The sequence below is a fragment of the Pseudomonas saxonica genome, assembly GCF_007858365.1.
GTDB lineage: Bacteria > Pseudomonadota > Gammaproteobacteria > Pseudomonadales > Pseudomonadaceae > Aquipseudomonas > Aquipseudomonas saxonica.
This window is the reverse complement of sequence record NZ_VFIO01000001.1, coordinates 547,105-571,511: the sequence shown is the minus strand read 5'-3', so window position 1 is coordinate 571,511 and position 24,407 is coordinate 547,105. Positions and strand designations below refer to the sequence as shown.

The following is a 24,407-nucleotide window of genomic DNA, read 5'->3' as shown; positions in this document are numbered from 1 at the left end:
ATACATGGGGCCGGAGAATGTAGGTCCAATCTGACAAACTTGTAATCTTGCGGTCAGTTGAATGCCAGTTGCGGTCGATAAAGTGGTGCTAAGTATTTTGCGTTCTGGGAGTGAGTATGCGTATTCGTAGCGGTTTGTCTCTGGCTGGGTGCTGGTTGGCGTTAAGTTTGCCGGTGATGGCGTCGCCTGCAAGCCAATTGGATTTTGGTCATCCAGCACCTGCCGCCAGCGCTACGCGCACGGTGGAGGTGGACATGAGCGACATCGCGTTCAGTCCCAAATCTTTGGACGTTAAGGCTGGGGAAACGGTGCGCTTTGTGCTGGTCAACAAAGGCCAGCTGCTGCATGAATTCAATCTGGGCCATGCTGCCATGCACGCGGCGCATCAAAAAGAGATGCTCGAGATGCAGCAGAACGGCATGCTTACGCCGACCGGAATGAGTCACGAGAGCATGGACCATTCGGCCATGGGGCATGGTGCAATGAAGCACGATGACCCCAACAGCGTGTTGGTGGCGCCCGGTAAAACGGCTGAGCTGACCTGGACTTTTACCAAGACCGATAACCTGGAGTTTGCCTGCAATGTGCCGGGTCACTATCAGGCGGGCATGGTTGGCGCGGTAAAAGTTGCACCTTAAAAGTGGCTGATCGTCTGCGGGCGCTGAAAGCCTGGTCTAAACCCGATAGAATCGTCGGGTTTTTCTAGCCAGGTTTTTTACCATGCATCCCGCAGCCGAACACTCGCCGCTGGGCAAGTCCAGTGAATACATCAGCACCTACACCCCGTCCTTGCTGTTTCCTATCCCGCGTGCGGCTAAATGGGCAGAGCTGGGCCTGAGCGCCGACACGTTGCCGTATGTCGGGGTGGATTATTGGAATTGCTTTGAGCTTTCGTGGTTATTGCCATCGGGCAAGCCGGTGGTGGCCATTGGCGAGTTCTGCTTTGCCGCAGACTCACCGAATATCGTCGAGTCCAAATCCTTCAAGTTGTACCTGAACTCGCTCAATCAGACCGTTTTTGCCGATAAACACACCCTCGAGGCGACCTTGATCGCCGATTTGTCAGCCGCGTCAGGTAAACCTGTAGGCGTACGCGTACGCAGCCTGGATGACGTTCAGGCTGATGGTGTGGGTATTTTGCCGGGCGTTTGCATTGATGATCTGGATATTACGGTCAGTGATTACGAACAGCCGCGTCCAGAATTGTTGAAGTGCGATGAGTCGCGGGTCATTGAAGAGAGCGTGTACAGTCATTTGCTCAAATCAAACTGCCCGGTCACAAGCCAGCCAGACTGGGGCACGGTGGTGGTTGAGTACCGCGGTGCAGCGCTCGACCATGCCAGTTTGCTGGCGTATCTGGTGAGCTTCCGTCAGCACTCGGACTTTCATGAGCAGTGTGTGGAGCGAATCTTTTTGGACGTGCAGCGCTTGCTCAAGCCCGAGAAGCTAACCGTATATGCGCGCTATGTGCGACGCGGCGGGCTGGACATCAACCCGTACCGCAGCACTGAGACGGCTGAGTTCCAGAATGTGCGGTTGGTGCGTCAGTAAGTCAAGAGCCCCTCACCCTAGCCCTCTCCCAGAGGGAGAGGGGACTAAAAGCAAAAGCAGATTTGCGTAACGCCACCAATCAAGCTTTCTCCCTCCGGGAGAGGGGGCTACAGGCAAATGCAGATTTGCGTAACACCGCCAATCAAGCTCCCTCTCCCTCTGGGAGAGGGTTGGGGTGAGGGTCGGTCGGTCAGCCGTTATTCAGCGCCTTGGCCTGTTCCAGCACCGCCTCGACATGGCCCGGCACTTTCACGCCGCGCCATTCCTGACGCAGCACTCCGTCCTTGTCGATCAGGAAGGTGCTGCGATCCACGCCCATGTATTCCTTGCCATACAGCTTCTTCAGCTTGATCACGTCAAACAGCTGGCACAGGGCTTCGTCCTTGTCGCTCAGCAACTCAAACGGAAAACTTTGCTTGGCCTTAAAGTTCTCATGGGACTTGAGGCTGTCGCGCGACACACCGAAGACTTCGGTGTTAGCCGCCTGAAACTCGGCATAGTGATCGCGAAAGCCTTGTCCTTCTGTGGTGCAACCCGGCGTGCTGTCCTTGGGGTAAAAGTAAATCACCACCTGTTTGCCCTTCAAAGCCGACAACCTGACGGTCTGCTCGCCAGTAGCCGCAATCTCGAAATCGCTGACGGGTTGGTCAATTGCAACGGTCATGGTCATGTTTCCTTACATCGGGTTTTGTGGGCGCCACGGTTCAATCAGCGCATCCAGATTCAATGCGTCGGCGAAATCCAGGAACTGATCACGCAACCAACTGATTTGTACGCCAGCCGGCAGGGTCACGGTAAACGTGGCGTTGAGCATGGTGCCGCCGGTTTGAGGTGCCTGATAGGTGTCGCAGGTCAGGTTTTCGAGCTCGACATTGTGGTCCATGAAGAACTGGCACAACTCGTTGATGATGTCAGAGCGGTAGGCCGAGCTGACATACGCCACATAAGGCAACGCTTGAGGGCGGGTTTCGAGTGCAGCACTGCGCACCACGTTGACGCTGAAAGCATGCTTTTTGGCCAGTGCAGGCAAGCCGGCTTCGAGACGTGCCAGCGCATCCCAGCTGCCGGTGACTTCCAGCACCAGCGCGCTGCATTCACCATGGCGAGTGAGGCGGGAGGTCACGACGGCACAGCGATTTTCATGGCTGGCGCGGCACAGGACGTTAGTCAGCTCCATTGGGTTGGCGCCAAGGGCACTGATGACAAGGAATTGTTCGCGAACTGTGGGGGTGGACATTCAGCCTTCCTAAAACGATGAGCGGTCGGTACGGTGGATGGGCTGCGCAGTTGATTCAGGCCGTGCCAAGCGCTCCAAAGGCCCGCCTGCTGGCCGTTTGCACGGTATGCAAACACGTCCCGGAGGGGCGGGGGCAGGGCGTTGGGCGCTTACAGAAAGACCTGTAAAACACACGCACACACACATCAGTACCAATCAAAGGATGAAGGGTAGCGAAAAGCAGCGCGAAGGGGAATGCTCATCGGGCGCGCTGTTGCTTGTGCAAGGGTCAAGGCGCCAGTACCATTACGGCTCTCTTTTTCCGGCAGGAGCGGTTGCATGATTGCGGGCAGTATGGTGGCACTGGTCACACCTATGGATGCACAAGGTCGTCTTGACTGGGACGCTCTGAGCAAACTGGTTGACTTTCACCTGCAAGAGGGCACCAACGCCATTGTTGCCGTTGGCACTACAGGTGAATCGGCAACTCTGGATGTGAACGAACACATCGAAGTGATTCGTTTCGTCGTCAAACAGGTGGCAGGGCGTATCCCGGTTATCGCGGGTACGGGCGCCAACTCGACGCGTGAAGCGATCGAACTGACCAAAAATGCAAAAGATGCTGGCGCCGACGCGTGCCTATTGGTCACTCCGTACTACAACAAGCCAACCCAGGAAGGCTTGTATCAGCATTTCAAGGCCATCGCTGAAGCAGTCGATATCCCGCAAATTCTTTACAACGTGCCGGGTCGTACGGCCTGCGACATGCTGCCAGCCACCGTTATTCGCCTGTCCACCGTGCCAAACATCATTGGCATCAAGGAAGCCACGGGTGATTTGACGCGTGTACCAGCCATTCTGGCCGGTGTGAGCGATGAGTTTCTGGTGTACTCCGGTGATGACGCCACCGCAGTCGAGTTGATCCTGCTCGGCGGCAAAGGCAATATTTCGGTGACCGCCAACGTCGCCCCGCGCGACATGAGTGACCTGTGTGCCGCCGCGATGAAGGGCGATGCCGTCAAGGCTCGCGCGATTCACGAAAAGCTGATGCCGCTCAATAAAACTCTGTTTATCGAATCCAACCCTATCCCCGTGAAATGGGCGCTGCACGAGATGGGCCTGATGCCGGACGGTATCCGTCTGCCGCTCACCTGGCTCAGCGAACCCTGCCACGAACCGCTGCGTCAGGCTCTGCGCCAGTCCGGTGTTTTGGTTTAATTGAGGAAGCACTACGCATGAAGCGATTGGCCGGACTTTCCGCACTAGCCGTGATTATTTCGAGCACCAGCGGCTGCGGTTGGCTGTGGGGTCCAGAAGGTTACTTCCGTGACCGTGGCAGCGATTACCTGGAGGCGCAACAGACCGCGCCGATGAAATTGCCGCCGGGTGTTGTGACAGACAAACGCCTGGTGCCGTTGTTGCCGATCCCGAGCAACGTGCCCGATGACAACATCAAGGGCGAGTTCCAGGTGCCGCGTCCGCAGCCATTGGGCGCGATTGCCAGTGCCAGTGACTACACCCTGCAAAAAAGCGGTGACAACCGTTGGGTGATGGCGCAACACGTGCCGTCAGAAGTCTGGCCGGTGGCCATGCAGTTCTTCCAGGACAACGGTTTCCGTATCGACGAGCAGCGTCCGCAAACCGGCGAGTTCACCACGAGCTGGCAGCGTGCAGACGAGCTGTCGCAGCCAATGGCTCGGCACATCGCCAGCAGCGGCCTGTCGGCAGACAGCGAAACCCGCCTGCGTGTTCGTATCGAGCCGGGCGTTCAGCGCAATACCAGCGAAATCTACATCGTCAGCGCCAATCGCCCAGCGGGTAGCACGGCCAATGTTGATTTCGGTCAGCGGTCGGTGAATACCGGTCTGGATGCGGCATTGGTCGACGAAATGCTGATCAGCATGAGCCGTAACGCCGAGAAGGGCAGTTCGGTTTCGCTGGTGGCTGCACGTGATTTCGACACCCCGGCTCGCGTCAGCCTGAGCGAAGACGGTAACGGCAACCTGGTCTTGAGCCTGAACGAAGACCTCGACCGCGCCTGGTCGAGCGTGGGTCGTGCGCTGGAGCAGGGCGAGTGGCGCGTCGAAGACATCAACCGCACATTGGGTCTGTACTACATCAACCTGGCCGAAAAAGCCGAGAAGAAGGATGACAAGCCTGGCTTTATCTCCGGTCTCTTCGGCAGCAAACCGGACAAGGAAGAAGTGGACGCGCGCGCGCAGCGTTATCAGGTCCGTCTGAGCAAGGTTGGCGACACCGTGCAGGTCACTGTCGAAGAAAACATCAACAAAGTTGCACCGCCAGAAGTGGCTCGCAAAGTGTTGGGCGTTATCCAAGACAACCTGGGCTGATCATTTATGCGTTTTGCCGTTCTCGGCAGTGGTAGCCAAGGGAATGGCACGCTGATAGCCAGCGAAAGCACGTATGTACTGGTTGATTGCGGTTTCTCGTTGCGAGAGACCGAACGCCGCCTGGTTCGGTTGGGCGTCAGCCCGCACCAACTGAGCGCGATTCTGGTGACCCACGAACATGCCGATCATGTGCATGGCGTGGGTTTGCTGTCTCGGCGTTACAATTTGCCGGTATACATGAGCCGTGGCACACAGCGCGGGATGCGCAAACCGATTGAGCCTGCCGGTTACGTGGCGGGTGGCGAGACCTTGCAGATCGGCGCGCTGGAAATCAGCGTGACTCTGGTTGCCCATGATGCCCAGGAGCCTACGCAATACGTTTTCAGTGATGGTCAGCGGCGTTTTGGCTTGCTGACCGATCTGGGTTCGTACTGTGCTGGCGTACTGGCCAGTTACAGCAACCTCGACGCGCTGATGATCGAGTCCAACCACTGCCGCGACCTGCTTGCCCGTGGCCATTACCCTGCCTTTCTCAAGCAGCGTGTTGGCGGGCAGGAAGGACATTTGAATAACCACCAGGCTGCAAGCCTGGTGGCCGAGTTGGGCTGGCAAGACCTGCAACATTTGGTGTTGGCCCACCTGAGCAGCAAGAACAACCTGCCGCAGCTGGCCCGGCAATGTTTCGTCGACACCCTTGGGTGCGACCCGGACTGGCTGCAACTGGCCGATCAAGATTCAGGGCTCGACTGGCGCACAATCGCCTAGCCCACCTACTTAGCATGCGGAGCCCATCATGGAAAAACGTGAAGAACTCTATCGCGGTAAAGCGAAATCGGTTTACACCACCGACGACGCAAACCGCTTGATCCTGTTGTTTCGTAACGACACTTCGGCGTTCGACGGCAAGCGCATCGAACAGCTCGACCGCAAAGGTATGGTGAACAACAAGTTCAACGCCTTCATCATGCAGAAACTCGAAGAAGCCGGCGTGCCGACTCAATTCGACAAGCTGCTGGGCGACAACGAATGCCTGGTGAAAAAACTCGACATGATTCCGGTCGAGTGCGTTGTGCGTAACTACGCTGCCGGTAGCCTGGTCAAGCGCCTGGGTGTGGAAGAGGGCATGAAGCTCAATCCTTACACTTTTGAGCTGTTTCTGAAAGACGACGCCAAAGGCGACCCGTTCATCAACGAATCCCACGTTGTGGCATTTGGTTGGGGCACGGCCGAGCAACTGGTTCGCATGAAAGAACTGTCCCTTAAGGTCAACGACGTATTGAACAAGCTGTTCGACGACGCTGGCTTGCTGCTGGTGGACTTCAAGCTTGAGTTCGGTGTATTCCACGATGGCAGCATCGTATTGGGCGACGAATTCAGCCCGGACGGCTGCCGCCTGTGGGACAAAGCCACTGGCAAGAAAATGGACAAAGACCGTTTCCGTCAGGGCTTGGGTGACGTGATCGAAGCGTACGAAGAGGTTGCCCAGCGCCTCGGCGTTCCGCTTTAAGCCTTAAAGGCGCGCAAGCAACTGATAGCACGCGGTTTTTTTGAAATAAGGCTTTGCCAGATTCGAAAACCGCTGTTATTATTCGCGCCGTTGGAGAGATGCCAGAGTGGCCGAATGGGACGGATTCGAAATCCGTTGTACTGGCGACAGTACCTAGGGTTCGAATCCCTATCTCTCCGCCATATTGAAAAAAGCCTTATAAATCAATGATTTACGAGGTAGCAAAAACGGTGATTTGTAGCAGTGCTATCTACCAAAATTTGTAGCGAATTTTGTCTAGATGCCTGATTTACAAATCACCGTTTTTTTTCGTCTTAAATTCGGGTGTCAGCTTTCCGGCTAGGGAAGCTTTTGAGTCCCGACTGAGTTCCGTTCTGTCGTGTCTCAAAAATACTCCAGAAGCCTCAAAAGAGCCTCTCTAGGCTTATCGTAGCGACATGATGTGGGGCTACAGATTAATAGGTAGCACCTAAGGAGGGCTTCACATGGGTGATGCTGATATGATATCACTCATGTGTATGCCATCCAGTTTGCGATGGTGAAAGTCCGAAGGACCAAGAAGCCTAACGGCATGCTAGCTATGGATGGAACGAATGAATTTTACATTCAATATAAAATTTGATACTGGCGTATCAGATTTTGACGGTTTGAATATGTATTACGGTGCTGATGCCTTGAGTGGCTTTGCTGAGGCACTGGCAATCACAACACATGCTATTGTCAATAATAACGTGGTTACTCAGACTCCAGCGGTTAAGGGGTTTAAGTTAGATTTTAAAGAAGCACACGACGGGTCGTATATTCAGAAGGTTAGTCTGGAGTTTACAGATGCCGAAGCCGTTCGGGTGGTTAATCATATAGGGGCTAGAGGTTTCATTGAGCTACTGACTTTTCACTTGGCATCTCCTCTAGGTTTAAATCCCCGAATTGAATCAGCTGCCGCGAAAAGATGGCACCGTTCTTCAATGGATGATTCAGAAAAGCTCTTAGATAGACTTGAAGGCCCGCTCAAGAGGATTCACCATCCTGTGTACGGGCAGGGTTATAAAGTAACCTTGTATAAAAGTCGAACCACAATGCTAAATTTTAATGAGGCTACATTCGATTACTTAACAGGGTCAACTGTAAGTGAGCAAGTAGAAACTATTGAGGCCGCAGTTAGTCGATTTAATGCTAGAACTTTTACGGGACGAATTATCGAAGAGGAAGATTCAGATTCAATTAGTTTTTCACCTCTGAAAGCAGGTCTTGTCAGGCCTTCGAGAGTTATTTTGGTCAATAGCCTAAAGGACTTGACTGAAGGTAGATTTACCAAGGTCGGTTTGGAGGTTCGTCGCGTTTTGTCGCGTGATGGAAGAACTAAGCATTTGATTGTTCAGTCAGTTCATGAACTATAAACCTTTATTTGTTTCTATTGTCTTCCTTGCAGCAGTCTGGGGGGTATACTTTTGGCAGTTTAATAATGGGTTTTCTACTAGTCAGGGGGATTGGGGAACTTTTGGCGATTTTACAGGTGGAGTAGTTAACCCTCTTCTTAATTTCATTACAATATATGTACTGATTACTCAGTTTAAAACACTCAAGAGCGACCTTGATAAACAACGTTTTGATGAGGCAGTTAAAGCATTTGAAAGCTCCTTTTTTACGTTTACTACTATCGCTTTGAACGAATATAAGACCTTTGAGCTTAAGGTCGGAGACATAGTGTATAAAGGTGCAGGATCGATAGGTTATATTGAAGGCTATTTTGAACACCATTCCAAGCTGGGTGCTGATATGAATGTGAAATTCAATGAGATAGATCAATTGTCTCATGATGGAGTTTATTCGTTGGTGTCCAGTTTTTGTGTTGTGTTCAAATTAATTGATGAGACCTGTCCGGCAGAAGTGAAAGATAAATATATCAGCCTTTTCAGTATGTTGTTGCCGACAAAAATGACATATTTACTTTCTATGGCGGAGGTTTCTACTAAATGGAAGCTTTTGAAGTATCCGCGTGATCTTGGGTATTTTGATAAAGACTCTGTGTCAAAGGTTTGCACTCATTACAGAAAAATAGCTGGCATAAGCAGTTTGCAAGCTCCAGCCGATGCATCGGATGCTAGGGAATAGAATTATGTCAGTGATTCAGGTTCAGAATGCGTTGCAGCATTTCGCTAAGAACAAAGCGAGTCGGGCAGTTGTTCTGAAAGGGGAGTGGGGTACAGGCAAAACCTTTGTGTGGAATGAGGTGATAAAAAATCATCGTAAAGACTTTGCTCGTTCTAGTTATTCGTATGTTTCTTTGTTTGGTCTGTCCTCCTTAGCCGATTTGAAGCGAGCTATATTTACAAATATTGTGAAGAAAGACATTGCCGGTCATGTGGCGACGACTGAAAGCATCAAAGAAAACCTGATGCGGCTGGATTTTACAGATGCTAGAGCTTGGCTGAGAAAGGCTACAGGCCAGACTAAAGACGTGAAGCTTCCGTTGTTGGGGGGAATTGGAAGTATTGTTGATTCCATGCAGTTTGCTTCTATCTCAGATACGCTTGTCTGCATTGATGATTTTGAGCGTAAAAGCAATTCGCTGACCGCTCGGGACGTTCTGGGCTTAATATCGAATCTGGTAGAAGGGCGTCAATGCTCAGTGATCCTGATTCTGAATGATAATTCGCTGGATGAAGATGATGAGTTTTTCACCTTCAATGAAAAAGTGTTTGACTATGAGGTGGTGTACAAACCTGCGGTTGAGGAATGCGTCAATATAGTCTTCCCTGCTTGTAACTCCCAGTACGCTTTACTTTCCAAAAATATAAAAAAGCTCAAAATCAGCAATATTCGTCTGTTGAAGAAAATTGACCTCTTCTATGGACTGCTTCAGCCGCACCTGAAACACGCTCCTGATGAGATTATCGAAAAGGCTATGGTTATCCTGCCTTTGGCTATTTTTGCGTTGTATGGATCGAGTGTGTGCCCGGTGGATGTTGATTTCATCAGCCAACCTTCCGCCAGAATCGGGCTTATGCCTTTGTCCAAGGATGCGACACAAGAAGAGAGAAACGCTCAGAACGCTTTGATGGCGAAAGTTAAGTGGTTGAACGAGTATGGCTTCTATTATGCTGATGAGCTGGATTTGGCTGTCATTGCTTTGGTAAAGCGTGGCTATGCTGATGAGGAAGAGCTTGAATTGCTGCTGATAGCTCTTGAAGCTTCGATACAGCACAATAAGGATATGAAGCTACTCAGTGATGCTTGGGATGTCCTAAATGGCTCATTCAGTGACAATCAGGATGAAGTTATAGCGACGTTTGAGAAGGCGTTGGCCGTCTGCATGAGTAAGATGAATATTCGTGATGTGGATAGTGTTTGTTGGTTGTACGGGCACCTAGGACTGAATGAGCGGGTAAACGAGATCATCGAGGCCCACTTTGAGGCGGCTAAGGCCAATGGTTGGTATAAGCACAAGAGGGAGGTCAGAGGATGGCCGGAAACGCCATTGCTGGCATCACGGCTTGATGCGTATTTTGATACTCAGGTTGCTGATATACCGATCAGTGAGCTGATGGACAAAGCCTACATGCATGAGGGTTTCGTACCTTCGGTGTTGCGTGAGTTCAAGAAAAAAACGCCTAATGAGTTCTACGAGTATTTCAAGACAGCCACCCACCAATACACAACGGAGTACGTCGGTAACTGCTTGGAAACTTCGAACACAACGTATAGCGATGACAACTCAAATGAGGCGAATCGTCATGTCTTTCTCTGCACCTACAGGGCTATCCAGCGGCTCGGTGCCGAAAGCACAATCAACAAAATTCGGTTCGGCCGATTCAAGAAGTATGACTCTGCATATCTCATGATACTGGAGGAGGTCAGAGACCCTGAAAAATGGTCGTGATACCAAAAGCCTGTGACGGTGGGTTTTTCACGTTTTTTTGTAGCAGAGTTTTGTAGCAAAATACTTAAAACTGCCTGTGTTTGTTGGTTTTGGCGGGCTGCAGCGTTCGATTCTGAACGTCCCTATCTCTCCGCCATTATTGAACAAGACGAAGCCCCCGTAATCATTGATTACGGGGGCTTTTTCGTTTCCGGCATTTGACCACTCCCAATACCCCATCCGAGCCAGCTGGCAATTTTTGTTCAGCTATGTGATTCGATGGGGGGGAGCTCCTATGAGCTCAGTCAATGTGCCCACAGGATGATCCAGCGACGTTATTGCGAAGCGGCTAGCTCGCATTTTTGCAGGTGGGCTTGACCTACAGCCTCAGGCACCACAGTAAGACTGGCACCACCTACAAATACGCCGATCTTTATTGACTGTCGGATGTAGTAATTCTTGCCACCTACCGCGACCAGGTTAATGACGTTATCGCTGAATTCCGATTCTGTACCAATCTTATGGCTACCAGCGTTTACAAGTCGGTAGAAGTAAACGCGATTAGCTGTTTCACCAATTGTCTCGCCATCAAGAGTGACTGTCTTCTTCAAGCCCTGCCCAGCGAAGCTGTCTCGGTAAATGTACAGCCCGGCTTGATCTTGTGGGGGCGCTGAGAAGGTCTTGAGTTTGGCGTCTGCATCAGGGTCGCCCATTGGCACGGATGCGCAGCCGGTGAGGATGATTAGGCCAATGGCGGCGACGAGCAACTTAAAGTGAGTGCGCATTCAAATTCCTTGTAGTGCAGCGGTTGAGCGTTCATGTGAGGCGACTCCAGATCACCGATAGTGGCATTTTGACATATTTGAATGAGAGGGCACACGGTTTTACTGCCTGATCACGCTGGGTGAATAGCATCAGCGTGAAATGAACCTGAAGATATCCGGTCGTGCAGGACGCCGTTTGTAGCCCTTGGCGACAGGTTTCGATCAAGGTTTCAACGGCAGAAAAGTAGGTGCTTGAGGCTGGAATATTGTCGTTGTGCCGCAGGCTTCCGAGCTTTGATTTCGCATTGATGCGCGAAATAAAGACGTTTTCAGCAGCGAGCATGTATGAGTGTGGAAGTACCGACTTCTTTCAACACCACAAGCCAGTAGCAGGTACGTGCTGATGGTCCACTCTAATCAGGGTTGCGCAATACATGGCCGCGAGGGTGAAGGCGGGTGACGGTTGGGGTAATACAAATAGCAGTCTGAGAACGGTGGGCAGCAATCTTCCAGCAACCACTCTCAAGCTTTGCGATAGCAGAACACTCACGTATATACCCCACCGCCCTGGCGAAAAAATGCACAGCCAAACTGGCGTTTGATCTCCCGAAAGGGGAGGTTGCCTTAGCCAGTAGCTGTGCTTTGATGTGCCTACTTGGCAGGGGCGATTGATTCAACTTGCTCCGCTGTAATGGCCTTGCCCTGGCGTCCCCATTGAGCACGCATCCAGGAGGCCAGCCCCGCAACTTCTTCAGCGCTCATTCGATCCGCAAACCCTGGCATGGCATACATGCGCTGATTACCCGCGAACGTTTGTGTGGGAATGCCCTGCAAGATAACGGTAAGCAAATTGACCGGGCTGTCCATGAGTACAGCAATATTGCCATTCATGGGAGGCGCCACATTAGGGATTCCTTCGCCCTGGGTACCATGACAACCCGCACAAGCGGACATGTAGCTCAGTCGGCCGATCTGCAATGTAGGATCACTGGCCTCAGGCAGTGGCTCAGGCCCTTTTGCTGGGGTCAGTAATTGGCCGTCGTTGTCTGTCATCAAGTAGGTCGCGATAGCCTCTACATCTGCCGGTTGCATTGCACTGGTAGAGAAGTGGGTGACCGTGTACATGCTGCCAAAAGCCGTGCCTTGGTCAGACACACCTGTACCTAAATACTGACTCAAGGAGGAGGGGGTGAAGCCGCGTGTTGCCAGGGTGTGTGCGGTGATGCTCGGTACAACCAGGCCATCGACTACGTCTCCACCCTCTAAAGAGCGTGAGAACGAAACACCCATCGTCACATTTCGCGGCGTATGGCAGGCACCGCAATGCCCTAAGCCTTCCACTAGATAGGCACCGCGCAACCATTGTTCCGATGCTCCCTCCCGTGCAGGCGGTTGACGGTCTGGAAAGTTGATCAATGCCCAAAAGTTCATGAAGGGTCGAACCGGGAGCCTGAACACACCGGTGTTAGCCACGTTGGGCTCTGCAATCGGCGGCACATTCATGATGTAGGCATACAAGGCATCAATGTCTTCAGGGCGCGTGATGTGTGTGAAAACAAAAGGCATGCCCGGATACAGATTTCTGTTGCCGGGTGCGATGCCATCACGCAGCACACGATGAAAGTCTTCACGTGTGTACTTGCCTATCCCAAAAGTTTTGTCGGGCGTGATGTTGGTCGAATAGAGCGTGCCAAAGGGGGTGCCAATGGGTACGCCGCCGGCACCTCTTGGCCCATCAGGCAAAGAGTGACAGCCCATGCAGTTGCCGGCTAATGCCAGCTCACGACCACGTGGGAGCAACTCCTGGATTTGCGCTTCAGTCAATGGCTGTTCTACACCCGGTGCAACGGTGGAGGGGCGGAACAGACCCAGCAGTATGGCGATAGCAATCAAAGCGACTACCACTGCCAAAACCAGCAAGCCATTGCGTAAACGATTACGTCTCATCGCCTGCTCCTTAGTCGATTACACAGCCAGGCGTCTTAAGCGCGACGTCCTGAACGGCTTGGTAGTAACGGACATAGCCAGTACAACGACAGATGTGGTCATTGAGGGCTGTTTCTATTCGACTTTGTAAGTCGGCCCGTTTTACAGGTTGGCGCTTTAAGGACTCCACAAAAACGGTGGCTGCGGTAACGAAACCCGGCGTGCAATAGCCGCACTGAAATGAAAAGTGCTCGATAAATGCCTGCTGAATCGGGGTCAGGTCGCTCACCTCGCCATGCTCATCCCGCTTGGCTTGCCCTTCAATGGTAATCAGCGTTTTGCCATTGAAAAAATGGGCGTCAAAGATGCACGTACGCGTCTCTATGGGGATCCCGTCGGGTTGTATTTCCATGACGGTGCATGCATGGCAAATACCTTGCCCGCAACCAAAACGAGTGCCTGTCAGATCAAGGTGATCATGCAAGAAATCAATCATGGGCATGCCCACGGGTGCGTCTACCGGGCCCACTTTCTGACCATTTATTGTGAGAGTCAGTGAGCGTTTCTCAATACTCATATCATCAACGCCTTTTTAATTTTGCTGGCTGTCACAGGAAGACGATAGAAACGCGTTCCAATGGCATGGGTGATGGCGTTACCTGTCGCCGCTACCACCGGAATCATCACCACCTCGGCCATGCCTTTGGGGGGCGATGTTTCAGTGAGAGGATCGAGATAGGTGGCTGTTTGCGTCCATACGGCAACATCTTTGGCTCGTGGCAACCTGTAGCGGTTGAAGTTCCAGGTGCCGTTCCCGGGCCCATCACCGTACAACGGAAGTTCTTCCATCAGCGCGTGGCCAATGCCCATGGCCAGGCCCCCTTGCTGCTGACCCGACACCAGGGCGGGCACAACGATATTGCCGGGATCGAGCAAGCTGTGATGACTCATGATCTCAACATGCCCTGTGAAGGTGTTGACATTGAGTTCTACCAGGCAAGCTGCGGGTGTGTAGGTGGTCACACCTGCGTTATTGCGCTGTGCAGCGGGAAATTGAACGCGACTGCGCTTGATAAAGTCATAGCCGCCGGTCGTCATTCTCCCTTTGAGCGACTCGGGAGCATTCTCTCCATAGCGCACTGCGATGGCATCTACGGGCAGGCTTTTAACCCCTAGTCCCGGAATGTCGAAATCCGCGCGAGCCCATTCCCAGCGGCTAAAGCAGTGCAGCGCGACACCCGTGACAAGCCCCATTTCATGCGCTTTACGGGCTATTTCTTCGAAAGGGATTGGCGTCATGCCACCACCGCCGATCCCGCCAGGCACCGCCCTGAGGTCCTTGGCGGTCATATAGCCACTCGCCAGTTGCCCCCCTGCTGGGCCACTGCTCCAGATTGCCTTGGCGGCAGGCCAAATAGTATTTTCACTCAGAAACTCAGCGGCTTGACGTGTACCAAATCCGAGGAAGTAGACACTGTTCGAAGCACTCATCGCGGGCAAAATGGCCGGCACCCAGAAGGGGTCGCGTGCGAGCTCATCCTGCTGTTCTTGGGTGATAGAGAAAGGCTCGAAATTACTTTTGAGCGGTAATTGCGCGAAGTCGGTTTCACCGAAAATGGCCACATCCGGCGCTTTGCCCAATATGCGCTGCACCATGACCTGCTGCGCCGTTGTAGCACCGGTACCAATTTCTTGTACGCAATGGCGCATGGTTATCTTGCCGGTTTTATCGAACTCCAAGAGCAGTGCCGTGGTGTCAGCTCCCGTTCCATAGTCTTTCTGAACTTGTGCGAAGCCCACGCCATAGCGACGACCGGGATTGGCGGCGTCATATCTGGCTTTTTCCTGTTCGCGTTTTTGCCACAGTGGGTGCTTTGAAGCGAGGTCGAGCATTTCCAGATTACGTGGGTCACCCAGTTGCACTGCACCTTGAGTGTTTGGGTCTCCTGCCCGTAATGCATTTCGCTTTCGCAACTCAATGGCATCCATTTTCAACTCTGCAGCCACTTCGTCCACCAGCAGTTCGGTGATCGACATTGCCTGGAGAGTGCCGTAGCCGCGCATTGAGCCCGCTTCGACTGCAGCGCTTGCAATGGCTGCGGTGGCCAGGTCGGATTTAGGGAAGTAATAAATCGACTGGGCTGCGGTAGCAGCAACTTGCGCCACTGAGAAAGAGAAGTTGGCGCGACCACCGCCATTGCAGTTGTAGAACGTTTTGAGCACCTCAAACTTCCCGGTCTCGCGATCGGCTACCAGCGTGAGGTCCATCTCAATACTGTGACGCTTCATGCCCATCTGAAACTGGTCGTAACGGTCATTCGCCAAGCGCACAGGCAGGCCATCGCCATAAAAGCAGGCAGCAATGGTGTAGAAGGGAAAAATGGAGTGATCTTTAGAGCCATATCCAACGGTTGTGCCAGACACAAGCTCGATGTTCTCAACGGGAAAGCGCTTGTTGTCTTTGACCATGAACGCGGCCACCCGCGCAACTTCATACGGAGATTGCGCCGCAATCAGTATATGAAGGGTACGCGTCGATGCGTCATACCAGGCGTTGCCGTTATCAGGCTCCATGGCACTGGGGTCAATAGACTGTGAAAACCCTTGGCGTTCTATTACCAGCTTTGCAGGGTTGTTGCGGGCCGCTTCGATCTCGGCCTCAATAACAGCTGCCGCGGCCATGCCCCGGCGCATCGGCTCATAGGTCTGCTGGGCCACTTTTAAGGGGTCGCGAACACCTCCGCCACCGCGATGAGGCAACAAGACTGAGCGCGGAACAAATAGGCCGTCTGGATCTGCTTTGGGCCAAGTCGGCGTATCGCCGTCAAAATTGCCCCATATGACAGCATCTTGCATAGGTGCAAACGCTGGAGGGTCAGATGGCTTCTCGCCTCCAATTCGTACATAACGCGCCGCGCCATAGTTGGGAGGGGGTTTCAATCCTGTCTGCTTGCCATATTTGATTGCAGTGGCTTCGAATCGCAAACGCCGCCTGGCCGCTTCGAAGCGGTCAAAATCATGGTAGATCAACAAAGCCACGGGATGTCCGTAAAGTGGCGCGGTATCACCAGCAGGTAGCAGAAAGTTTTCGCCATAAAAGCCAATGCCTAAATCGGCTAATTCGGGGACGCGCACACCGTCTTTTGCCATGTCCTCATGCTTCAACACGCGATCTGGCTGCAAGTCTGGCCCGAGCATGGAAAGGTCAATGTCCTCGAAAGCGTGTTCGACATCGATGGCCTTGAGGAAAAAACCATGCGCCTGTTTGTCAGGCCAGCCAGGCAGATTTTTTGCACGGAAGTCACGTGCAAACACTTTTTGACCTGTGACTTTTCTAATCGCATCCCATCGGTATTTAACACTGCCATTGGGCGCCATCCATTCGGATGTTTGCGGTCCTGAATGTATTTCACGCGCTTGAAGAGCAGGTAAGCGGCCAAACATGACAGTGATGCCGGCAAACGTTCCTAGCTTGATAAAATCGCGTCGATTGATACCTGAAGCCATTTTTGCTTCCTCTAAACACTGCCTTACCGGTTTGAGTCGTTATTGAACATAGGTACAAGCGTATGCAGAAAATGAGTAGATGTATGATTGAAACCTTTGGCCAAAACGATTAAGCACCCTGTTCAAGTTATGGACTGTGGTTGTCGGGCGGTTCAACTCACCCACGTGCGCTCAAGTCGCTCTTTTCTTGATTTGCCTGCACTAACTTGCATCACAGGTTCAAGGGCGACGCCATTTTTAATGGCAATAATCTCCGCCATAATGCTCACCGCAATTTCAGCCGGCGTTTTGCTGTCGATGAATAAACCTATCGGCCCGTGCAACCGTTGCATCGTTTCTTTTTCAATCTCGAAGTGCTCCATCAATCGTGTGCGCCGGGCCTCATTGTTCTGACGCGAACCAATGGCTCCTACATAAAATGCGGGACTCTGCAACGACGCGATCACGGCCAAATCATCAAGTTTGGGGTCATGGCTCAGCGTCACCACACATGAACTTGGATCTGGCCTGAAATGGATAACTGCATCATCGGGCATGCACCGTAACAAGGGGACTTCGCACTCATTCCAACTGTAAGTATGTTCCGGGCGGGGGTCGCACACGGTGACTGTAAATCCTGTGCTCTGTGCTATCGATGCCAGGTATTTGGCCAACACACCTGCGCCGATCAGCAACATGCGCCATTGTGGCCCGATATACATGACCAACTGCTGATTATCCAAGAATAAAGGTGCGTGTTTATTGACGACGGTCAATTGCACATTGCCCGACTTGCACTCCACAGTGCGCCGAACTAAAGCGCCGGCATTTAGATAATTCAGAAGTTCTTCAAGCTGTTCTGCGCAAGGATTGCGCTCCACCAGCAACTCAACGGTGCCCCCGCAAGGCAGGCCAAACCGATGGGCTTCCTCTGCGCTCACGCCATAACGAACCAGCGTGGTGGGTGGTGTCGCCTCAATATCTGTAAAACGATCAAAAAGGTCGTCTTCAATACAGCCGCCAGAGACAGACCCCACCATTTCTGCGCCTGCTCGCAGAGCTAGCATCGCTCCAACAGGGCGAGGTGAAGACCCCCAAGTCTTTACAACGGTGATGAGTAATGCGGCATGTCCTGCTTTTCGCCATGCGTGTAGTGCACGCAGAACCGTTATATCAACAGCATCCATGGCTTCTCCGCCAACAACGATTTGAAAAATAACAGTGGTGATGATGCAACGCCAGCCCGCGGGTTTGCGAGAATGTTCGTTGGTGTTGATCTCATGCTCGATGCTTATTCTTCAACCAACTAACGGTGCCGGGTGCCTGCACTGTAAGTGTGCATTCTCTATCGCCGCGTTCCTGTTTGACGTGTGCAAGCGCTTAGAATCTTTTATCCGTCAGCGCTTGATTGACTGAGGGACTATAGTTGTTTTTTTGTTTTGGTCAACTCTTGGGCGGTTTTAGCAATCTGCAACTTTTGATATGAGCCGCCCGGCTAGCGCCTATGTTTCGATGATCGTAGTCGTTGCTTATGCCGTCAATGGCAGAGGCTTATTCAATGGATAGATCGTGTATTGATAGTTATTCTCAGTACGCGCCCTTATCCTTTGGCCGAGACTCTTTGTATTTGACATTAGTTAAAACGTAGACTTTTCTATAGTCGCTTTTTATAAACGTGCTGACAAAGTTTTAAGGCTCAAGGAGATTGTTGCGTGAAAGGAGTCACCACTTGTGGTTTGGTTGTCTCGACCTTATTACTGTCCCTATTGGCACATGCCGCTTCACCTGCAGACACTGCGATAACTAACGCTGGTTTTATCGACGCAGCAGGCCCTGTTGCTGCCGCGCAGTTTGAGCACTTCAAAACCATTATTTTGTTGATGCTCATTGTGGTGGTGCCTATTTTCATCCTCGTCCCGTGGGTCCTCTGGCGCTATCGTCGAGGAGGCCGCGGCGCCTATCGTCCTGACTGGGACTTCAGCTGGGGCAACGAAGCGGTATTGTGGGGCGTTCCCATCGTCCTGATCATCGTTCTCAGCTCCGCGCTGTGGGCACACGCTCACAAATACGACCCTTTCCGCCCGTTGGGCGCCGATCCCCTGGAGATTGAGGTCGTGTCGCTGGACTGGAAGTTCCTGTTCATTTATCCGCAACAGGGCATCGCTACCGTGGACTATCTGGCCTTGGAGCAAGACCGCCCGGTCAGATTGAAGCTCACCAGCGGTACCGTCATGCAGTCCTTCATGATCCCGCAATTGGCGGGGCAGATTTACACCATGGCAGGCATGACCACTCAACTGAATTTACTCGCCGACCGCGCGGGTGAGTATCTGGGCCGAAATACCCAATACAACGGCAATGGTTTTGCCACCCAGTCTTTCCGCACGGCAGTGATGCCAAAGTCACAGTTCGACAACTGGGTACACAACACGCAAAAAAAAGAACAGACCCTGGACTTAACGGCCTACGAGGAAATGTTAAAGCCCAGTATCGAGCATGCACCTCGTTATTTCGGCACTGTCGAAGCCGGTTTGTTTGACCATGTTTTAGCCAGTTTTACCTCCGGGCATTCCCATTCCAATGGCAGAGCCGCCGAGGTCATATCAGAGCGCGAGCACCACCCATACACCAGTCATAAAGGGGCAGAGCAGTGAGTTGGGAGACTATATTCGGGCAACTTAACTGGGACTCATTGGTCTTTACCGGCGCCATAAAACACCCTTCTACGAGCGAGTTCGTTGCTTCGGCTGCAGGCAGTATTGTGATCCTGGGTGGCCTCGCTGTTGTGGTTTTGCTAACGGCAATGCGCTGGTGGGGACCGCTGTGGCGAGACTGGTTAACCAGTGTCGATCACAAGAAAATTGGCATCATGTACATCGTCATCGCGCTGGTCATGTTCTTGAGAGCACTCATCGAAGCCGGTGTGATGCGCTCCCAGCAACTGGCAGCCTACGATGGGGCGGGCTACCTCTCAGCCGATCACTTCGGCCAGTTATTCACGACCCACGGCACCATCATGATTTTCTTCGTGGCGATGCCGTTCATCACGGGGCTCATGAATTACGTCATGCCCCTGCAGATAGGCGCGCGCGATGTCAGCTTCCCGCTGCTGAATGCGATTTCCTTGATGCTTACCGCCGCAGGTGCCGGGTTGATTATGGTGTCGCTGGTCGTTGGCAAATTCTCTACGGGCGGCTGGAGCGCCTACCCTCCGTATACCGGTATCGAATTCAGCCCCGGTGAAGGTGTGGACTATTGGATATGGTCGGTCACCCTGGCCTCGATCGGCTCGACGCTGACCGGGCTCAACTTCGCCGTGACGCTCTATAAAAAACGTTGCCCTGGCATGGGTTTCTTTCGCATGCCGCTGTTTTGCTGGACGACGCTTTGCACCGCTATTTTGATGATTTTCGCTATGGCGCCGTTAACCGTCGCTACCTTGATGCTGGCCCTGGATCGCTACGCCGGTTTCCACTTCTTCACGAGTGGTGACGGTGGCAACATGATGAACTTTGCCAACCTGTTTTGGCTGTTCGGGCACCCAGAGGTCTACATTCTGTTGCTACCGGCACTGGGGGTGTGGTCTGAAGTGGTATCGACCTTCGTCAGCAAACGAATCTACGGCTACACCTCGCTTGTATACGCCACCATGTGCATCGCGGTGCTCTCGTTCGGCGTGTGGTTGCATCACTTTTTCACGATGGGGCAAAGCGCCAACGTCAACGCCATATTCGGTATTGCCACGATGATCATTGGCATACCGACCGGGGTTAAGGTCTACGACTGGATTCTCACCATGTATCGGGGGCGTATTCGTATCACCACGCCCATGCTGTTCCATATCAACTTCCTGTTGACGTTTGTACTGGGCGGTATGACCGGCATATTGCTGGCTAATCCTACCGTCGACTTTCAAGTTCACAACTCACTGTTTCTGATCGCACACTTTCATAACATGATCATTCCGGGGGTTCTGTTTGGCATGTTTGCCGCCGTTCAATACTGGTTTCCAAAAGCCTTTGGGTTCCGCTTGCACGAAGGCTGGGGCAGGGCGGCATTCTGGGCAATGGCGCCCGGCTTTTTGCTGGCATTCTTCCCGCTCTACTGGCTTGGCATGATGGGCGCGCCGCGCAGAACCGTGATGTGGTCAGACCCTGCATTTTTGCCTTGGCTTGCGTTGGCGATGTTGGGAGCCGCGTTGCTGCTTGCCGGTACCGCTTTCTTACTGATTCAAATTGCAGTTTCGATTCGCCAACGCCGCCAGCTTGCAGTTCCGCTGGGCGATCCGTGGGACGGCCGTTCTCTGGAGTGGTCGATCCCTTCGCCTCCACCCGCCTGGAATTTCGCGGTCGTGCCCCAGGTCAACAGCCGCGACGCTTTTACCGAAGCCAAAAAGAACGGCGTCGCCTACCAATCGCCCGCGAGCTACAGCGACATCGAAGTGCCGGGCAACTCTGTGGCCGCGCCGCTGATTGGGATCTTTAGCTTTACCTTGTCGTTTGCTCTGGTGTGGCATATCTGGTGGCTCGCAGTGCTCTCGTTCATCCTGGTCTGGGGTGTGGTCATCGCCCGTTCGTTTGTTTCGCACACCAGCGAAATCATTCCGGCAAGTCAGCTCGAAGCTGCAAACGAAGCCTTCCTTGCAGCCGTTCGAGCGGCGCCTGGCGTTACCCGGGATCTGGAAATGAGCCCACAAAATCATGGCAAGGCCGCACCGGATCGGGTGGAGCAGCCCAATCAAAAAGTTCCTCGTCAGATCATGGAGTCAGCGATATGAAGGCGCCTCAATCCCTGCACCCAGGCTTGAATTTGGGCGTGACTGACTGCAAGAGCCACAAAAAGGCCGAAGAAGTCATTTTCGGGTTCTGGATTTTCCTGATGAGCGATCTGGTGCTGTTCGCAGCACTGTTTGCAACGTATGCGGCCATGAGCACCCAGGGCATCGCTCATGGCCCTGGCCCGTCAGACGTCTTTGACCTTGGCCCGGCGTTGATTGAAACCCTGTTACTGCTGCTTTCCAGCTTCACGTTCGGCTTCGCGATGCTGGCGATGAAGTACAGCGCCAGCCGCAGAGCGCTCCTCACGTGGCTGGGTTTTACTGCATTGCTGGGCATTACCTTTGTCGCTTTTGAACTCCACGACTATTACGTGATGATTGTCACTAAAAATGCGTGGCCGCAAACCAGTGGCTTTCTGTCCGCTTACTACTTACTGACAGGAACCCACGCCGTACACGTGTCGGCCGGCATCTTGTGGATGCTCGTGCTGGCCATACAAGTGATGACTGTCGGGCTCAATACGCCCGTCAAATTGCGCTTGCTGCGTCTGGCGTTGTTCTGGCACATGCTGGACATCGTGTGGGTTGCAATTTTCACCTTCGTCTACCTGTTCGGAGTCGCAGTATGAACCCGCAAACCTCTCCAACCCGCGACCTTCAGGCCGAGTCTCGCCGCGAAAAACGCAGTTATTACATCGGTATCTGCGCGGCACTGATCCTGACCCTGATCGCCTTTGGCCTGGTGTGGCTTAAGGTCGTTGCAGGTACTCAAGCCTTGGTCGTATTGGGCGTGCTGGCACTGCTGCAAGTGGTGGTGCACTTGCACTATTTTATGCACATTGATTTGGGCCAATCCCATCGCGACGACCTGATGCTCATTCTGTTCACATCGCTGATACTGCTGTTAATTATCGCCGGCACTGTGTGGATCTTATGGGACTTGCATGCGCGCATGATGTGAATCAGGGGCAATTGAGCGTCTGCTGATCATTGCCGTCTTTGCGAATTACCAAGCCTTGATCAACATAAAAACCCCTGAGAGGACGAACCTCTCAGGGGTTTTTTATGTAAATCGCCGCTGTATGCCACTCCACAGACAAGCCATCACGGCATTTGCGGCAGTTCTTGTGCGCGTAAATCGAACACCAGCACTTCGGCGTTATTCCCGTGGCTTAACGTCAGCAGATGTTCCTCGCGGACTCGCACACCGTCACCTGCCTGAAGTTGCAGGCCATTAAGCTGAACGCTGCCGCTGGCCACATGCACATAGGCGTAACGATTGGCGGCGAGTTCCAGCGTGGCAGTTTCATCGCCATCGATCAGTGCTGCGTAGACGCGCGCATCCTGACGCACGAGCAGCGAGCCCTGCTCACCCGTCGGCGAGATGATCAGTTGCAGGCGTCCGCGTTTCTTTTCTGCGCTGAAGTGCTCTTGTTGATAGCGCGGTTCGGCGCCGCTGACGTCAGGCACGATCCAGATTTGCAGAAAGTGCACGGGCTCAGTAGGTGAGTGGTTGTATTCACTGTGCGCTACGCCGCTGCCTGCGCTCATCAATTGCACGTCACCCGGACGTATCACCGAGCCTGTACCCAGCGTGTCTTTATGTTCCAGCGCGCCTTCGAGCACGTAGGAAAATATTTCCATGTCGCGGTGCGGGTGTTGGCCAAAGCCTTTGCCTGGTGCGACGCGATCGTCGTTGATGACCAGCAGATCAGAGAAGCCTTGTTGATTCAGATCGCGATAGTTGGCGAATGAAAACGTGTGGAAGGATTTCAACCAGCCGTGGTCGGCTGCGCCGCGATCCGAAGCTTTACGAAGAGTCAGCATGATGAAATCTCCTGAGGGGACGTTGATTCGTCCGGGTGAGGAGAAGGTTAATAGTTATTCATGCGTGCAATAAGTAGGTGAAAATTGTAAGACTGTCATTATCAAGTTGACAATCCGCAGCGACGAACTTTGGATAAAGGCGATCTACCCGATGAAAACCGTGGCAATGGTGTTGTTCCCCAATTTTCTTCTGCTCGACATGGCGGGGCCCATGGAGGTGTTTTCCATTGCCAATCGTTATTTACAACCCGATAAGCACTATGAACTGACCACCATCGGCACCGAACCTGGGCTGCTGCGTGCTTCCTGCGGCCTCAACGTACAGGCCGATCTGCACATGGATCAGGCAGGCGAGTTCTATGACCTGTTACTCATACCGGGCGGGCCGGGTGCCTATAACGATAAACCGCCTTTGTTACTTGACTGGCTCAGAGGCGCTGTCACCCGGGCCGGTCAATACGGTTCGATTTGTACCGGGGCTTTTGTGCTGGGCTTTGCCGGTTTACTCGACGGCTTTCGTGTCACCACTCACTGGCATTACACCGAGCGGCTGATCAAGGCCTTTCCGGCAGCGAGTGTGGAGACCGATCAGATTTTCGTGCAGGACCGTCAATTGATTACATCAGGCGGCGTCACGGCCGGTATTGACCTTGCGTTGTCAGTGGTCAGTAACGATCACGGTAAAAAAGTCGCTCAGGATGTCGCCAAGGTGTTGCTGGTAGTGATGAAACGCCAGGGTGGACAGGCGCAGTTCAGTCCATTGATGGCGGCAATTGGGCCACATGAAACGACGATCACCCGGGTTCAGCAGCAGGTGCTGGAGCAACTCGATCAGACGTTCACTGTCGAATCGCTGGCGCGGATGGCCAGTATGAGCTCGCGTCATTTCGCCAGAGTGTTCGCACACGAAGTAGGCATGACCCCTATGGCGTTTCTTCAGAACGCGCGTATCGATCACGCCAGACAGTTGCTGGAGACCAGTGATTTGCCTTTAAAAACCGTGGCTTTTAAAAGCGGTTTCGGCAGCGTACGGCATATGCGGTTTCTGTTTAATGAACGGCTTGGCCTGACTCCGGCCCAATACCGGGAGCAGTTCAGCTAGCGCGTTATGTCCGTAAGGCGCACCGAAATGGCAGTTTCGCT

At 53.0% G+C, this 24,407-nt stretch carries 23 protein-coding genes and 1 tRNA gene; 15 read left to right on the top strand and 9 right to left on the bottom strand.

The window, feature by feature from the left end; all coding sequences use genetic code 11:
- Window positions 1-116: 116 nt before the first annotated feature.
- Window positions 117-638 (top strand): copper-resistant cuproprotein CopI, encoded by a 522-nt coding sequence (gene copI, locus FJD38_RS02665; RefSeq protein WP_146383847.1) that lies wholly within the window; start codon window positions 117-119, stop codon window positions 636-638.
- An 82-nt stretch (window positions 639-720) separates the two neighbouring features.
- Window positions 721-1,551 carry an NADPH-dependent 7-cyano-7-deazaguanine reductase QueF gene (queF, locus tag FJD38_RS02660; protein WP_146383846.1) on the top strand — a complete coding sequence of 277 codons (831 nt, stop codon included), beginning with the start codon at window positions 721-723 and terminating at the stop codon, window positions 1,549-1,551.
- Between the two features lie 190 nt (window positions 1,552-1,741).
- Here queF and FJD38_RS02655 read toward each other — a convergent pair whose 3' ends face one another.
- Together FJD38_RS02655 and FJD38_RS02650 are read right to left on the bottom strand one after the other, a co-directional pair.
- Complete coding sequence (locus FJD38_RS02655; RefSeq protein WP_146383845.1) at window positions 1,742-2,215, bottom strand: peroxiredoxin; 474 nt, start codon at window positions 2,213-2,215, stop codon at window positions 1,742-1,744.
- A gap of 12 nt (window positions 2,216-2,227) precedes the next feature.
- On the bottom strand, window positions 2,228-2,788 hold the full coding sequence (locus tag FJD38_RS02650) for a glycine cleavage system transcriptional repressor (RefSeq protein WP_016780071.1): 561 nt from the start codon (window positions 2,786-2,788) through the stop codon (window positions 2,228-2,230).
- Between the two features lie 318 nt (window positions 2,789-3,106).
- On the opposite strand from FJD38_RS02650, the gene dapA reads away from it, so the two are divergent.
- The 8 genes from dapA (at window position 3,107) to FJD38_RS02610 (ending at window position 10,505) form a co-directional block, all read left to right on the top strand.
- Window positions 3,107-3,985 (top strand): 4-hydroxy-tetrahydrodipicolinate synthase, encoded by an 879-nt coding sequence (dapA, locus tag FJD38_RS02645; protein ID WP_122781965.1) that lies wholly within the window; start codon window positions 3,107-3,109, stop codon window positions 3,983-3,985.
- A gap of 17 nt (window positions 3,986-4,002) precedes the next feature.
- Window positions 4,003-5,118: an outer membrane protein assembly factor BamC gene (gene bamC, locus FJD38_RS02640; RefSeq protein WP_122781966.1), complete on the top strand. Its 1,116-nt coding sequence runs from the start codon at window positions 4,003-4,005 to the stop codon at window positions 5,116-5,118.
- Between the two features lie 6 nt (window positions 5,119-5,124).
- Window positions 5,125-5,883 (top strand): MBL fold metallo-hydrolase, encoded by a 759-nt coding sequence (locus tag FJD38_RS02635; RefSeq protein ID WP_146383844.1) that lies wholly within the window; start codon window positions 5,125-5,127, stop codon window positions 5,881-5,883.
- A 28-nt stretch (window positions 5,884-5,911) separates the two neighbouring features.
- Complete coding sequence (purC, locus tag FJD38_RS02630; RefSeq protein WP_122781968.1) at window positions 5,912-6,625, top strand: phosphoribosylaminoimidazolesuccinocarboxamide synthase; 714 nt, start codon at window positions 5,912-5,914, stop codon at window positions 6,623-6,625.
- A gap of 92 nt (window positions 6,626-6,717) precedes the next feature.
- Window positions 6,718-6,807, top strand: a tRNA-Ser gene (locus tag FJD38_RS02625).
- Window positions 6,808-7,218: 411 nt separating this feature from the next.
- Window positions 7,219-8,022, top strand: coding sequence for a DUF7946 domain-containing protein (locus FJD38_RS02620; protein ID WP_095008729.1), 804 nt, complete (start codon window positions 7,219-7,221; stop codon window positions 8,020-8,022).
- Window positions 8,012-8,737 (top strand): hypothetical protein, encoded by a 726-nt coding sequence (locus tag FJD38_RS02615; RefSeq protein WP_146383843.1) that lies wholly within the window; start codon window positions 8,012-8,014, stop codon window positions 8,735-8,737. The genes FJD38_RS02620 and FJD38_RS02615 overlap by 11 nt, the downstream gene beginning before the upstream one ends.
- Before the next feature lie 4 nt (window positions 8,738-8,741).
- Window positions 8,742-10,505, top strand: coding sequence for a P-loop NTPase fold protein (locus FJD38_RS02610; RefSeq protein WP_158637847.1), 1,764 nt, complete (start codon window positions 8,742-8,744; stop codon window positions 10,503-10,505).
- Between the two features lie 314 nt (window positions 10,506-10,819).
- Here the strand turns inward: FJD38_RS02610 and FJD38_RS02605 are convergent, their stop codons facing one another.
- The 6 genes from FJD38_RS02605 to FJD38_RS02580 all read right to left on the bottom strand — a co-directional run bounded on the left by FJD38_RS02605 (window position 10,820) and on the right by FJD38_RS02580 (window position 17,847).
- The gene (locus FJD38_RS02605) at window positions 10,820-11,269 is read right to left on the bottom strand and encodes a DUF2846 domain-containing protein (RefSeq protein WP_146383841.1); all 450 of its coding nucleotides are present in this window, start codon (window positions 11,267-11,269) and stop codon (window positions 10,820-10,822) included.
- 31 nt (window positions 11,270-11,300) lie between these two features.
- A complete protein-coding gene (locus FJD38_RS02600; RefSeq protein WP_146383840.1) occupies window positions 11,301-11,591 on the bottom strand; it encodes a hypothetical protein in 291 nt (96 codons plus the stop codon).
- A gap of 308 nt (window positions 11,592-11,899) precedes the next feature.
- Complete coding sequence (locus FJD38_RS02595; RefSeq protein ID WP_146383839.1) at window positions 11,900-13,195, bottom strand: cytochrome c; 1,296 nt, start codon at window positions 13,193-13,195, stop codon at window positions 11,900-11,902.
- Between the two features lie 10 nt (window positions 13,196-13,205).
- Window positions 13,206-13,745 (bottom strand): (2Fe-2S)-binding protein, encoded by a 540-nt coding sequence (locus FJD38_RS02590; protein ID WP_231984400.1) that lies wholly within the window; start codon window positions 13,743-13,745, stop codon window positions 13,206-13,208.
- Window positions 13,746-13,747: 2 nt separating this feature from the next.
- A complete protein-coding gene (locus FJD38_RS02585; protein ID WP_146383838.1) occupies window positions 13,748-16,681 on the bottom strand; it encodes a xanthine dehydrogenase family protein molybdopterin-binding subunit in 2,934 nt (977 codons plus the stop codon).
- 152 nt (window positions 16,682-16,833) lie between these two features.
- Window positions 16,834-17,847, bottom strand: coding sequence for an XdhC family protein (locus FJD38_RS02580; protein WP_146383837.1), 1,014 nt, complete (start codon window positions 17,845-17,847; stop codon window positions 16,834-16,836).
- Window positions 17,848-18,372: 525 nt separating this feature from the next.
- Here FJD38_RS02580 and FJD38_RS02575 point away from each other — a divergent pair.
- The 4 genes from FJD38_RS02575 to cyoD are packed head-to-tail and all read left to right on the top strand — an operon-like array spanning window position 18,373 to window position 22,398.
- Window positions 18,373-19,314 carry a COX aromatic rich motif-containing protein gene (locus FJD38_RS02575; RefSeq protein ID WP_208727486.1) on the top strand — a complete coding sequence of 314 codons (942 nt, stop codon included), beginning with the start codon at window positions 18,373-18,375 and terminating at the stop codon, window positions 19,312-19,314.
- Window positions 19,315-19,325: 11 nt separating this feature from the next.
- Window positions 19,326-21,437, top strand: coding sequence for a cbb3-type cytochrome c oxidase subunit I (locus FJD38_RS02570; RefSeq protein WP_425281164.1), 2,112 nt, complete (start codon window positions 19,326-19,328; stop codon window positions 21,435-21,437).
- Entirely contained in the window at window positions 21,434-22,066 is a 633-nt protein-coding gene (locus FJD38_RS02565) for a cytochrome c oxidase subunit 3 (protein ID WP_146383836.1), read from the top strand. Before FJD38_RS02570 ends, FJD38_RS02565 begins: the two co-directional genes overlap by 4 nt.
- Window positions 22,063-22,398, top strand: coding sequence for a cytochrome o ubiquinol oxidase subunit IV (gene cyoD / locus FJD38_RS02560; protein ID WP_122781975.1), 336 nt, complete (start codon window positions 22,063-22,065; stop codon window positions 22,396-22,398). The genes FJD38_RS02565 and cyoD overlap by 4 nt, the downstream gene beginning before the upstream one ends.
- 143 nt (window positions 22,399-22,541) lie before the next feature.
- On the opposite strand, the gene FJD38_RS02555 is transcribed toward cyoD, so the two are convergent.
- Window positions 22,542-23,264 carry a pirin family protein gene (locus FJD38_RS02555; protein ID WP_146383835.1) on the bottom strand — a complete coding sequence of 241 codons (723 nt, stop codon included), beginning with the start codon at window positions 23,262-23,264 and terminating at the stop codon, window positions 22,542-22,544.
- A 151-nt stretch (window positions 23,265-23,415) separates the two neighbouring features.
- On the opposite strand from FJD38_RS02555, the gene FJD38_RS02550 reads away from it, so the two are divergent.
- A complete protein-coding gene (locus FJD38_RS02550; protein ID WP_146383834.1) occupies window positions 23,416-24,366 on the top strand; it encodes a GlxA family transcriptional regulator in 951 nt (316 codons plus the stop codon).
- Window positions 24,367-24,407: the final 41 nt, after the last annotated feature.